The following is an 11,741-nucleotide window of genomic DNA, read 5'->3' on the forward strand; positions in this document are numbered from 1 at the left end:
CCTTTCTTTATTCGGGAATTCGTAAAACCTGGCCAGGGTAGATCTTATCAGGATGCGTCAGCATTGGCTTGTTTGCTTCGAAAATCTTGTTGTATTGATTAGGATTTCCGTAGACCTCTTTCGATACCGCACTCAAGGTATCGCCTTTTTTCACGGTATAGAACTTCGCGGGCGTAGCGGAATCGCTGGTGGTGACCTTGTCATCCACCTTGGTGATCCCTGCAACGTTACCCGCCGCCACCAAAATCTTCTCTTTCAGCTCCTGGGAAATGCCATCACCGGTGACCGTCACCGTATCGCCTTTCACATCCACCTTCACCTTATCGCTGTCAGGCAAACCGAGTTTGTTGATGTGATCCTGCAATTTCTTGCTGGCATCGTCACCGCCGCCACTTACGGCATCCCACAGTTTTTCTCCAGCCTCTTTCACGAAATCAAACAGACCCATACATCCTCCAGATTTTTATGATGTTGGCCGCCTGGCTGGCGGCTTTATAAGCGTAGTGGGTTTTTGCCTGAGGTCATGTAGGTGATGTCTGGCATTTGGCTTAATGTCACAAACCGCCATTCACACATTCTGTGCCACACACATACATTTTGTGTCGCGATCGCGCTACACTGTGTGGCCTATTTATCTCGCATCAGGAAGCCTCATGCATTGCCCATTCTGCTCCGCTGTGGACACCAAAGTGATTGATTCTCGTCTGGTTAGTGAAGGATCGTCGGTGCGTCGCCGTCGTCAGTGTCTGGTCTGTCATGAGCGTTTTACCACCTTTGAAGTGGCGGAACTGGTGATGCCGCGCGTGGTGAAAAGCAACGATGTGCGCGAACCCTTCAACGAAGATAAACTCAGCAGCGGCATGATCAAGGCATTGGAAAAACGCCCGGTGAGCGCCGATGCGGTTGAAAGCGCGGTCAATCATATTAAAACCCAGCTGCGTGCCACCGGCGAACGCGAAGTGCCGAGCGCGCTGATCGGCAATCTGGTGATGGATGAGCTGAAAAAGCTCGATAAAGTGGCCTACATTCGCTTTGCCTCGGTCTATCGCAGCTTTGAAGATATTCGCGATTTTGGTGAAGAGATCGCCCGCTTACAGGACTAATCCATGACTGACGAACGCTACATGGCGCGCGCGCTGGAACTGGCGCGCCGCGGACGCTTTACGACGACACCGAATCCCAACGTTGGCTGTGTGATTGTGCGCGAGGGCGAGATCGTCGGCGAAGGCTGGCATCAGCGCGCCGGTGAACCGCATGCCGAAGTGCACGCGCTGCGTATGGCCGGGGAACGCGCCAATGGCGCAACCGCCTATGTCACGCTGGAACCTTGCAGCCATCATGGGCGCACGCCGCCGTGCTGCGATGCGCTGATTGCCGCAGGCGTGACGCGCGTAGTCGCCGCGATGCAGGACCCCAATCCGCAAGTGGCGGGACGTGGACTCTATCGTTTACAGCAGGCGGGCATTGATGTCAGTCACGGCTTGATGATGAATGAAGCGGAAGCGTTGAATCGTGGTTTTCTGAAACGCATGCGCACCGGCTTCCCGTGGATTCAACTGAAACTCGGCGCATCCCTTGATGGGCGCACCGCGATGGCTAATGGCGAAAGTCAGTGGATCACTTCGGCAGCGGCAAGGCGCGATGTGCAACGTTTACGCGCCCAGAGTTCAGCTATCCTTAGCACCAGCGCCACGGTGTTGGCGGATAATCCGTCCTTAACGGTGCGCTGGAATGAATTGAATGAAGAGGTACGTGCGCAGCTCGACGAAAGCCAGCTGCGCCAACCGGTGCGCGTGGTCATCGACAGCCAACAGCGCGTCTCGCCGCAACACCGTTTGATTGATCAGCCGGGCGAAACCTGGCTGATGCGCAGCGAGCCTGATGAACAGGAGTGGCCTGCCAGCGTGAGCCAGATTGCGGTGCCGCTGCACGGTGAGCAGCTCGATTTGGTCGCCATGATGATGTTACTCGGTCAGCGACAGATCAACAGCGTGTGGGTTGAAGCAGGCGCGAACTTAGCAGGCGCGCTGCTGCAAGCGGGGCTGGTAGATGAACTGATCGTTTACATGGCACCGAAGCTGCTGGGTAACACGGCACGCGGCTTATGCGCGCTGCCAGGATTGGAACAATTGGCCGATGCGCCCGCGCTGAATTTTAGTGATATCCGCCTGGTCGGCGAGGACCTGCGCCTGACGCTGACGCCGCGTTGAAAGCGCGCGGAAAAGCCTGAGCGCGTCGCCAAAGAGTATGATAGAATCCGCCCCCTTCTGCGGGGCCATAAAACAACCCAAAGGATATGTATGAAAGTTATCGAAGCTCCTGTTGCCACGCCTGATGCAAACATTGCCATCGTAATTGCGCGTTTTAACAACTTCATTAATGACAGCCTGCTGGACGGCGCGGTTGATGCGCTTAAGCGTATCGGCCAGGTTAAAGCAGATAACATCACTGTGGTCTGGGTTCCAGGTGCATACGAACTGCCGCTCGCAGCACGCGCACTGGCGAATGCCGGTAAGCACGACGCTATCGTTGCGTTGGGCACGGTGATCCGTGGCGGCACCGCACACTTCGAATATGTGGCCGGTGAAGCCAGCTCGGGCATTGCGCACGTCGCTATGACCAGCGAAATCCCGGTGACCTTCGGCGTGTTGACCACTGAAAATATCGAGCAGGCGATTGAACGCGCCGGCACGAAAGCAGGGAATAAAGGTGCCGAAGCGGCCCTGACTGCACTCGAAATGATCAACGTATTGAAAGCCATCAAAGCCTGATTTTTGTAAGGGGAATTTTGTGAAACCTGCTGCTCGTCGTCGCGCCCGTGAGTGCGCTGTTCAGGCGCTTTACTCCTGGCAGTTGTCAAAGAACGACATTGCCGATGTGGAATACCAGTTTCTGGCGGAACAAGACGTCAAAGACGTCGATATTAGTTATTTCCGCGAATTGCTGGCCGGTGTGGCGACCAACAGCGCGTACCTGGACGGTCTGATGAAGCCTTACCTGTCGCGTCAGCTGGAAGAGCTGGGCCAGGTAGAAAAAGCCATCCTGCGTATTTCGCTGTATGAGCTGAGCAAGCGTTCTGATGTGCCCTATAAAGTGGCCATCAACGAAGGCATTGAGTTGGCAAAAGTGTTTGGTGCTGAAGATAGCCACAAATTCGTCAACGGTGTCCTCGACAAAGCTGCCCCGCAAATTCGACCCAATAAAAAATAGTTTTAAAGGCCGGTTTACCGGCCTTTTTCTCATTGAGACCTGATTTATGTCTTGTGGTGAATTTGAACTGATTGCACGTTACTTTAACCGCGTCACCAGCTCCCGCCGCGATGTGGAGAAAGGAATTGGTGATGACTGCGCGTTACTCAACGTGCCAGAAAAACAGACTCTTGCCATCAGCACCGACACGCTGGTTGCGGGCGTCCACTTCTTACGTGATATCCATCCCGCCGATCTCGGCTATAAAGCCGTCGCGGTTAATCTCAGCGATTTAGCGGCCATGGGCGCCGATCCTGCCTGGCTGACGCTGGCGCTCACGCTGCCTGACATCGATGAAGATTGGGTTGCGGCCTTTAGCGATAGCCTGTTTGAGCTGCTGGATTACTACGATATGCAGCTGATTGGCGGTGATACCACGCGCGGTCCGCTCAGCATGACGCTCGGCATTCACGGTTTGGTGCCGGTGGGAAGGGCGCTGAAGCGCTCGGGTGCGAAGCCGGGCGACTGGATTTTTGTCACCGGTACGCTGGGTGACAGCGCGGCCGGTTTGTCGTTGCTGCAACATCGTCATCGTCTGAACGATCCGGCGGTGCACGAAGCGTTGATCAAACGTCATCTGCGCCCGATGCCACGTGTATTGCAAGGCCAGGCGTTGCGTGGTCTGGCGACCTCGGCGATCGATATCTCTGATGGCCTGATTTCTGATCTCGGCCATGTGCTGACTGCCAGCCGTGTCGGTGCGCGTCTCAATCTCGACGCGTTACCGCTTTCACCCGCGCTGCGCGATCACTTTGAGCCTGAGCTGGTGCTGCAATGGGCGCTGAGCGGCGGCGAAGACTACGAGCTGTGCTTCACCGTGCCGGAAGTCAATCGCGGTGCGCTGGACGTGGCGCTTGGCCACTTTGGCGTGCCTTATACCTGCATTGGTCAGATTGCCCCGGAATCGGAAGGGCTGAGTTTGCTGGAGAACGGCAAGCCGCGCCGCGTGGATGTGAAAGGGTTTGATCACTTCGGTACCAGGTGAAAGTGGTGGCCATGAATGGCCACCCTACAAAACCCGTAGGGTCGCCATAAATGGCGACCTGGTTTCTGAATCACTCAAATCCCACCGCTGGATGCGAATGATAAACGCTTTCCAGCTCTGCAATCTCATTCGCACTCAACTCCACATCTACCGCTTTAACCAGCTCGGCAAACTGCTGCTCGCGCGAGGCACCAATAATTGGTGCGGTGACCGCCGGTTTATGCAACAGCCACGCTAGCGCCACTTGCGCGCGCGTCACGCCTTTATCGGCGGCAACATTCGCCAGACGCTCGGCAATCGCCGCATCGTTCTCTTCGGTGCCGGTATACAGTTTTTCCATCACATTATCAGAGACCGAACGCGCGGTGGTTTCGCCCCAGGGACGCGTTAACTTGCCACGCGCCAGCGGACTCCACGGCAGTACCGCAATCCCTTCGCGCTGACACAGCGGATGCATGTCGTTCTCTTCTTCGCGCTGAATCAGGTTGTACTGATCCTGCATGCTGACAAAGCGTGCCCAGTTATATTGCTTCTGCAGATCCAGCGCCTGAGCAAACTGCGATGCATGCATTGATGATGCGCCGATGTAGCGCGCCTTGCCGGATTTCACCACTTCATGCAGTGCTTCCAGCGTCTCTTCAATTGGCGTGTCGTAATCCCAGCGGTGAATCTGCAACAGATCGACATATTCCATGCCCAGGCGCGTCAGGCTGTCATCAATCGATTGCAGGATATTCTTACGCGATAAGCCTTGTGACAAATTGCTGAGCGGAAAATAGACCTTGGTGGCGACCACAACCTGATCGCGGCGGGCAAAATCTTTTAGCGCGCGGCCAACGATCTCTTCGCTGCTGCCGTCGGAATAACTGTTTGCGGTATCGAAGAAGTTAATGCCAGCCTCCAGCGCCTGCTTGATCAGCGGTCGGCTGCTCTCTTCCGGCAATGTCCAGGCGTGATTACCGCGCGTTGGATCGCCATAGGTCATGCAGCCTAAACAGAGACGCGATACCTGTAAGTCGGTGTGGCCTAAGGGAATGGTTTTCATGTATTTGGGCTCCTGCTCTTATGCTTGAGGGAAATCGTTCCCTAAGCATAGCAGCAGGCTCGCTCACCGGGCGGTGAGCGAGTCGGGCAGTTTACTGGGCGAGCCAGTCAACGATTTGCTGCTGAATACCGGCGGCATCCAGCTGATAATCCTGACGGACTTCTTCCTGGGTACCTTGCGGGATGAACTCATCCGGCAGGCCAAGGTTGAGCACCGGCACGCGCAGGCGTTTTGCCATCACGTACTCGTTGACGCCGCTACCGGCACCACCTTTGATTGCGCCTTCTTCCAGCGTGATCAGCGAATCGTGACTGGCCGCCAGCTCGGCAAGCAAGGCTTCGTCGAGCGGCTTCACAAAACGCATATCCACCAGCGTGGCGTTTAGCGCTTCAGCCGCCGCTGCCGCTTCTGGCAGCAAAGTACCGAAGTTAAGGATCGCCAGCTTTTCGCCGCGACGCTTCACGATACCTTTGCCCAGCGGCAAACTCGCCAGTGGTTCCAGCACCGCACCCGTGCCGGTACCGCGTGGATAACGCACCGCGCTTGGGCCATCCTGATAGTGATAACCGGTATACAGCATCAGACGACACTCGTTTTCGTCGCTTGGCGTCATGATCACCATCTCTGGCACGCAGCGTAAAAACGCGATATCAAATGCGCCCTGATGGGTTTGACCATCCGCGCCGACAATGCCGCCGCGATCGATAGCAAACAGGACCGGCAATTTCTGGATGGCGACATCGTGGATCAGCTGATCATAGGCGCGCTGCAGGAAGGTGGAGTAGATCGCCACAATCGGTTTATAGCCACCAATCGCCATACCCGCCGCGAACGTCACCGCATGCTGTTCCGCAATCGCCACGTCAAAATATTGCTGCGGATAATCGCGTGAATAGCTCACCATTCCTGAACCTTCGCGCATCGCTGGCGTCACCGCCATCAAGCGCGGATCGTCGGCGGCCATTTCGCTCAACCAGTTGCCAAAGATTTTCGAGTAGCTTGGCAGGCCCGGCACGCTTTTCGGCAGTGCTAAGCTCGCCGGATCAAATTTCGGTACCGCATGCCAGGCGATCGGATCTTCTTCCGCCGGGGCATAACCTTTGCCTTTTTTGGTCATGATGTGCAGGAACTGCGGGCCTTTCAGATCGCGCATGTTCTTCAACGTGCTCACCAGCGTCAGCACGTCATGGCCATCCACCGGACCGATATAGTTGAAGCCCAGCTCTTCAAACAGCGTGCCCGGCACCACCATGCCTTTCAGGTGCTCTTCGGTGCGCTTCACCAGCTCTTTAATCGGCGGTAAACCGCCTAGCACGCGCTTGCCGCCTTCGCGCAGGCGTGAATAGGTTTTCCCGGAGAGGATCTGTGCCAAACGATTGTTAAGCGCGCCGACGTTTTCGGAGATCGACATCTCATTGTCGTTAAGGATCACCAGCATATCCGGTTTGATGTCACCCGCATGGTTCATGGCTTCAAACGCCATGCCGGCAGTGATCGCGCCATCGCCAATAATGCAGGCGGTGCGGCGGCCTTTGCCTTCACGCTCGGCGGCAACCGCCATACCGAGGCCGGCGCTGATTGAGGTGGAGGAGTGACCCACGCTTAGCACGTCGTATTCACTCTCACCGCGCCACGGGAACGGATGCAGGCCATTTTTCTGACGGATAGTGCCGATACGATCGCGGCGTCCGGTCAGAATCTTGTGCGGATAGGCTTGATGGCCCACGTCCCACACCAGATGGTCAAACGGGGTGTTATAAACATAATGTAGCGCCACTGTTAGCTCGACGACGCCCAGACCCGAAGCAAAGTGGCCAGAGGAGCGGCTCACGCTGTCCAACAGATATTGACGCAGCTCGTCACACAGCTCCGGAAGTTTTTCTTTCGGTAATAAACGTAATTCCTGAACCGTGTTTGCTAACGCCAGTGTCGGGTATTTTGCAATATCAAAACTCATCAGAGACTCATTATGAAAGTTATTTATCGCGTTCAATTATGAAGCTTGCCAGCGCTTGTAAGGCGATTGTGTTGTAAGACTGTGCCGCCAGAATATCGAGCGCGCCGAGTGCCTCTTGATAGAGATCCCAGGCTTTACTGCGGGCATTTTCCAGCCCCATCAATGCAGGATAGGTGCTTTTACCCAATGCCTGATCCGAGCCCTGCGTTTTCCCTAACACGCTGGTATCGCCGACGACATCAAGGATGTCGTCCTGTACCTGAAACGCCAGTCCGATGGCGTTTGCATAGGTATCTAATACCGGTAACGCGGCGCGGCCACGATCGCCCGCAGCTAAAGCACCTAATCGCACCGCAGCACGAATTAACGCACCGGTTTTATGACGGTGAATCTGTTCCAGCTGCGCCAGATCGATATGTTTGCCTTCTGCCGCCAAATCTAAGGCCTGGCCGCCGCACATACCTGCCACGCCGCTGGCCTGTGCCAGTTCGGAAATCATCGCAATACGCGCTTCGGCGCTGACGCCGGGCATCGGCTGATCGGCCAGAATCGAAAAGGCCAGAGTTTGCAGAGCATCGCCGGCAAGAATCGCCGTATCTTCACCATATTTAATATGGCAGGTTGGCTGACCGCGGCGTAACGCATCGTCATCCATCGCCGGCAGATCGTCATGAATCAGGGAATAAGCATGGATGCACTCTACGGCCGCGGCCGGCACATCCAGGCTGGCCGTATCGGCCTTTAGCATTTCGCCTGTGGCGTACACCAGAAAGGGACGCAGACGCTTACCGCCTAATAATGCCCCATATTCCATGGCATTCACCAGAGGAGAACTCTGAAAAGGAAGTGGATCTATTAAGCGTGTCAACGCCTGATTGACGCGTTGATGGTACGCGCTCAGCAGTTTAGCAAAATCCATTACTCATTTTCCGGGGTAAAAGGGGCGAGAGCGGCGTCTTTCTCGTCGTTGAGCAAGATTTGCACGCGCTGCTCTGCCTGCTGCAGGGTTTGCTGACCGGTACGTGCCAATTGTACGCCGCGTTCGAATTCGTTCAGCGCCTGCTCGAGCGGCAGCTCGCCACTTTCCAGGCGGCTGACAATCTGTTCCAGCTGCTGTAATGCGCTTTCAAAACTGGCTGGCGCTTCGGCTTTTTTCGGCATAATCAGTGTCGACTCACAGGTTAGAACATCATCTTGCAATCGGTCATGGTAGCCGACGAGGATTAATTAGCAAAATAATGAATGTGATGAAGGTTGCTTAAAGCAGTCACCCCTCAAAGGTGATATACTTTTGCGCCTCGGATGCGGGGGCTCCTGAATCAACCCGCAATTATATGATTTTAACAGCTAAGTGCCGATGCTTTTAGCACTTATTTGCCCAAACGAACCCCTGTCGCCATGAAGTTTATCATCAAGCTGTTCCCAGAAATCACCATCAAAAGTCAGTCGGTGCGTCTGCGCTTTATCAAGATTCTTTCCAGCAGCATTCGCAATATCCTGCGCACCGTCGATGACGACATCAAGGTGGTGCGTCACTGGGACCACATTGAAGTGCGTTCTAAGAATGAGTCGCTGCGCGAGACTATTGTCACCGAGCTGACGCGCATTCCCGGCATTCACCACGTTCTGGCGGTAGAAGATCGCTCGTACACCGATATGCACGATATCTTCGAGCAGACGTTGGCGCTGAATCGTGAACGGCTGGAAGGCAAAAGCTTCAGCGTTCGCGTGAAGCGTCGCGGTAAGCATAGCTTCAGCTCGCAGGACGTCGAGCGTTACGTGGGCGGCGGCCTCAACCAGCACATCGCCAGCGCGCGCGTGCAACTCAATCGTCCGGATGAAACGGTCAATCTGGAAATCGACGACGATCGCCTGTTGCTGATCACCGCACGCTATGAAGGCTTGGGCGGATTCCCGATTGGTACGCAGGAAGATGTATTGTCACTGATTTCGGGCGGTTTCGACTCCGGCGTGTCCAGCTATATGCTGATGCGTCGCGGCTGCCGCGTGCATTACTGCTTCTTCAACCTTGGCGGTGCGGCACATGAGATTGGCGTACGTCAGGTCGCACATTACCTGTGGCAGCGTTTTGGTCGATCGCATCGCGTGCGTTTCGTGGCGATCAACTTCGAGCCGGTGGTGGGTGAGATTCTGGAGAAAGTGGACGACGGCCAGATGGGCGTCGTGCTGAAACGCATGATGGTGCGTGCGGCGTCGATGGTGGCGGAACGTTATGGCGTGCAAGCGCTGGTCACTGGCGAAGCGCTGGGACAGGTTTCCAGCCAGACGTTGACTAACCTGCGTCTGATCGATAACGCCTCTGATACGTTGATTCTGCGTCCGCTGATTTCCCATGACAAAGAGCACATCATTGATGTGGCGCGTAAGATCGGCACCGAAGATTTTGCCCGTACCATGCCGGAATATTGTGGCGTGATTTCGAAGAGCCCAACCGTAAAAGCGGTGAAGGCAAAAATCGAAGAAGAAGAGCTGAATTTCGATTTTGAGATACTGAATCGTGTGGTGCAGGAAGCCAGCAACGTCGATATTCGTGAAATCGCCGAGCAGACGGAAGAAGAAGTGGTGGAAGTTGAAACCGTCGACTCCTTCACCAGCAACGATGTGGTGTTAGATATTCGTTCGGCTGATGAGCAGGACGCGAAGCCGCTGGAGCTGGAAGGCGTTGAGGTCAAACCTCTGGCGTTTTATAAGCTCAGCACCCAATTCGGCGATTTGGACCAGAGTAAAACCTGGCTGTTGTATTGCGATCGCGGTGTGATGAGTCGTCTGCAGGCGCTTTACCTGCATGAGCAAGGCTTCAAAAACGTGAAGGTTTATCGCCCGTAATAGCCAGGGTCACCCTAAATGGCGACCCTGGGTTTACAGCGCTGGGTTTTCGTAGGGTGCGCATTCATGCGCACCTGCATAACCAGGCAATTCTATGCTCAATGGGGCGTCATTACGCCCTTCATGGCGACCTCTGCCATTCAGCGCTCTTCGAACTCCTGATAGTTATAAATGCCCGCCGCCAGCACCAGTTGCGAAGCCACTTCGCGCGCCGTCTCTTTATCCACCAGCAAATCAATCAGCTTTAACGCAAAATCAATGGCAGTGCCCGGTCCCTGACTGGTCAGCAGATTGACGCGCGGATCCCACACCACGCGACGCTCCATCCATTTGCTGTCCGGAATGGTGTCACGCAGGCCGGGAAAGCCGGTCATATTGCCAACGGGAAAGAGATCGTGCGGCACCAACACCGTGCCCGGTGCAGCACAGATTGCCGCCACAATCTTGCTGGAGAGATGGAACTGGCGCACGGTTTCTACCAGCAATGGACTATCGCGGAAGGTTTCCGCGCCTTTCAAACCACCGGGCAGCACAATCGCGTCGTATTCGTTGTCCGCGACCTCAACTAAAGGCGCATCCGCCAGCAGGCGCACGCCGCGCGAACAGACGATCTCACGTGTGCCATCGCTCTCCACGCTGGCGGTGGTGACGCTTATCCCGCCGCGTACCAGCAAATCGATAGTGGTGACCGCTTCGGTCTCTTCACTTCCATGTGCCAGGCAAACCAGAACCGATGCGTTCGCGCTCATAGTGGGACTCCTTACGTTTAATCAGATCGTAGAGACGGGTATTTTCCGGCAGCGAAATGCCCTGCGCGCGGGCGCGACGTAACAGGTAGCCAGTGATGTAATCAATTTCAGTCAGACGCTGCGCCCGCACATCCTGCAACATCGATGAGGTATTGGCGGCGGTGCTATCGATCACGTCGTAAATAATGTCGCGCAGATTATCCACCGCTATATGCTGGCCTTCGCGCTCCATCACCCAGGCGATCTCTTCGCACAAGGTGGCGATTTGTGCCGGCCAGGCGCGCAGTGCGCCGTTCTGGCAATCATGCTCAACGGTCATCGGATTGATGACGCAGTTGATCGCCAGTTTGCGCCAGCTGGCGGCGGCAATATTGTCATGCCAGGCCACATCCGGCAGCGCCTGATGCAGAATATCGGCGACATCGCTTAGCGCGGCGCTCTCCCGATTGGCAGGACCGATGTGCGTGATGCCGTGCGCAATATGTTTGATCACTGTGCCATCGCGCATCGCAGCGTGCGTGGTGATGCCGCGCAGCAGAGGCTGGCGCAGATCTTTCAGCTCCTCCAGCGTTCCCATGCCGTTATGCAGCAGCAGAATGGGGGCATGCGTCGGCAGCACGCTTTGCAGGTTCTTCACCGCAGGTGAAACCTGCGGCGCTTTAAGTGTCACCAGTAACAGCTGGCTTTCGGCGAGGAACAGCGGATCGTTGGCGATAAAGGTGTGATTACTCACCTGGCCTTGCGGATCGACCACGTTGGCTGAGCAATACGGCTGCGGCACACGTAACCAACCCTGCACATCATGTCCCTGACGGGCGAGAGCGGCGAGCCAAATTTGACCTAAGGCGCCACACCCTAACACGGTAATTTTCATTTTGCCTCCCGTGGGCGGGTTCCTGTTTTCACGAT

Annotated in this window: 13 protein-coding genes; 6 read left to right on the forward strand and 7 right to left on the reverse strand. The window is 55.7% G+C overall.

Translation table 11 applies throughout. From position 1 onward, the window contains the following. Positions 1–7 precede the first annotated feature (7 nt). Positions 8–448: a peptidoglycan-binding protein LysM gene (gene lysM / locus AC6I8K_RS04535; protein ID WP_064740433.1), complete on the reverse strand. Its 441-nt coding sequence runs from the start codon at positions 446–448 to the stop codon at positions 8–10. 205 nt (positions 449–653) lie between these two features. On the opposite strand from lysM, the gene nrdR reads away from it, so the two are divergent. The 5 genes from nrdR (at position 654) to thiL (ending at position 4,234) form a co-directional block, all read left to right on the forward strand. Beyond that, positions 654–1,103 carry a transcriptional regulator NrdR gene (nrdR, locus tag AC6I8K_RS04540; RefSeq protein WP_008103978.1) on the forward strand — a complete coding sequence of 150 codons (450 nt, stop codon included), beginning with the start codon at positions 654–656 and terminating at the stop codon, positions 1,101–1,103. A 3-nt stretch (positions 1,104–1,106) separates the two neighbouring features. Next, positions 1,107–2,210 carry a bifunctional diaminohydroxyphosphoribosylaminopyrimidine deaminase/5-amino-6-(5-phosphoribosylamino)uracil reductase RibD gene (ribD, locus tag AC6I8K_RS04545; RefSeq protein WP_483816910.1) on the forward strand — a complete coding sequence of 368 codons (1,104 nt, stop codon included), beginning with the start codon at positions 1,107–1,109 and terminating at the stop codon, positions 2,208–2,210. Positions 2,211–2,300: 90 nt separating this feature from the next. Then, on the forward strand, positions 2,301–2,771 hold the full coding sequence (ribH, locus tag AC6I8K_RS04550; RefSeq protein WP_064740435.1) for a 6,7-dimethyl-8-ribityllumazine synthase: 471 nt from the start codon (positions 2,301–2,303) through the stop codon (positions 2,769–2,771). Between the two features lie 19 nt (positions 2,772–2,790). Next, positions 2,791–3,210 (forward strand): transcription antitermination factor NusB, encoded by a 420-nt coding sequence (gene nusB / locus AC6I8K_RS04555; RefSeq protein ID WP_007887007.1) that lies wholly within the window; start codon positions 2,791–2,793, stop codon positions 3,208–3,210. A 46-nt stretch (positions 3,211–3,256) separates the two neighbouring features. Further along, a complete protein-coding gene (gene thiL / locus AC6I8K_RS04560; RefSeq protein WP_483816911.1) occupies positions 3,257–4,234 on the forward strand; it encodes a thiamine-phosphate kinase in 978 nt (325 codons plus the stop codon). A gap of 70 nt (positions 4,235–4,304) precedes the next feature. Here the strand turns inward: thiL and AC6I8K_RS04565 are convergent, their stop codons facing one another. The 4 genes from AC6I8K_RS04565 to xseB all read right to left on the reverse strand — a co-directional run bounded on the left by AC6I8K_RS04565 (position 4,305) and on the right by xseB (position 8,397). Beyond that, complete coding sequence (locus tag AC6I8K_RS04565) at positions 4,305–5,279, reverse strand: aldo/keto reductase (protein ID WP_497826289.1); 975 nt, start codon at positions 5,277–5,279, stop codon at positions 4,305–4,307. Positions 5,280–5,370: 91 nt separating this feature from the next. Continuing rightward, positions 5,371–7,236: a 1-deoxy-D-xylulose-5-phosphate synthase gene (dxs, locus tag AC6I8K_RS04570; protein WP_497826290.1), complete on the reverse strand. Its 1,866-nt coding sequence runs from the start codon at positions 7,234–7,236 to the stop codon at positions 5,371–5,373. Between the two features lie 19 nt (positions 7,237–7,255). After that, complete coding sequence (gene ispA / locus AC6I8K_RS04575) at positions 7,256–8,155, reverse strand: (2E,6E)-farnesyl diphosphate synthase (RefSeq protein WP_483816913.1); 900 nt, start codon at positions 8,153–8,155, stop codon at positions 7,256–7,258. Then, positions 8,155–8,397 carry an exodeoxyribonuclease VII small subunit gene (gene xseB, locus AC6I8K_RS04580; protein ID WP_064740440.1) on the reverse strand — a complete coding sequence of 81 codons (243 nt, stop codon included), beginning with the start codon at positions 8,395–8,397 and terminating at the stop codon, positions 8,155–8,157. The genes ispA and xseB overlap by 1 nt, the downstream gene beginning before the upstream one ends. A 237-nt stretch (positions 8,398–8,634) precedes the next feature. Here xseB and thiI point away from each other — a divergent pair, with 237 nt between their 5' ends. Continuing rightward, positions 8,635–10,083 carry a tRNA uracil 4-sulfurtransferase ThiI gene (gene thiI, locus AC6I8K_RS04585; RefSeq protein WP_064740441.1) on the forward strand — a complete coding sequence of 483 codons (1,449 nt, stop codon included), beginning with the start codon at positions 8,635–8,637 and terminating at the stop codon, positions 10,081–10,083. Positions 10,084–10,223: 140 nt separating this feature from the next. On the opposite strand, the gene yajL is transcribed toward thiI, so the two are convergent. Then, a complete protein-coding gene (gene yajL / locus AC6I8K_RS04590; protein ID WP_483816914.1) occupies positions 10,224–10,832 on the reverse strand; it encodes a protein deglycase YajL in 609 nt (202 codons plus the stop codon). Next, entirely contained in the window at positions 10,786–11,706 is a 921-nt protein-coding gene (gene panE / locus AC6I8K_RS04595; protein WP_064740443.1) for a 2-dehydropantoate 2-reductase, read from the reverse strand. Before panE ends, yajL begins: the two co-directional genes overlap by 47 nt. Positions 11,707–11,741 lie beyond the last annotated feature (35 nt).

The sequence above is a fragment of the Pantoea sp. X-Soil-ISGK-421 genome (assembly GCF_059730785.1).

Bases quoted from the DNA above. Each gene is read 5' to 3' on its own strand.
- lysM (WP_064740433.1), bottom strand. From the start codon at position 448: ATGGGTCTGTTTGATTTCGTGAAAGAGGCTGGAGAAAAACTGTGGGAT.
- nrdR (WP_008103978.1), top strand. From the start codon at position 654: ATGCATTGCCCATTCTGCTCCGCTGTGGACACCAAAGTGATTGATTCT.
- ribD (WP_483816910.1), top strand. From the start codon at position 1,107: ATGACTGACGAACGCTACATGGCGCGCGCGCTGGAACTGGCGCGCCGC.
- ribH (WP_064740435.1), top strand. From the start codon at position 2,301: ATGAAAGTTATCGAAGCTCCTGTTGCCACGCCTGATGCAAACATTGCC.
- thiL (WP_483816911.1), top strand. From the start codon at position 3,257: ATGTCTTGTGGTGAATTTGAACTGATTGCACGTTACTTTAACCGCGTC.
- AC6I8K_RS04565 (WP_497826289.1), bottom strand. From the start codon at position 5,279: ATGAAAACCATTCCCTTAGGCCACACCGACTTACAGGTATCGCGTCTC.
- dxs (WP_497826290.1), bottom strand. From the start codon at position 7,236: ATGAGTTTTGATATTGCAAAATACCCGACACTGGCGTTAGCAAACACG.
- ispA (WP_483816913.1), bottom strand. From the start codon at position 8,155: ATGGATTTTGCTAAACTGCTGAGCGCGTACCATCAACGCGTCAATCAG.
- xseB (WP_064740440.1), bottom strand. From the start codon at position 8,397: ATGCCGAAAAAAGCCGAAGCGCCAGCCAGTTTTGAAAGCGCATTACAG.
- thiI (WP_064740441.1), top strand. From the start codon at position 8,635: ATGAAGTTTATCATCAAGCTGTTCCCAGAAATCACCATCAAAAGTCAG.
- yajL (WP_483816914.1), bottom strand. From the start codon at position 10,832: ATGAGCGCGAACGCATCGGTTCTGGTTTGCCTGGCACATGGAAGTGAA.
- panE (WP_064740443.1), bottom strand. From the start codon at position 11,706: ATGAAAATTACCGTGTTAGGGTGTGGCGCCTTAGGTCAAATTTGGCTC.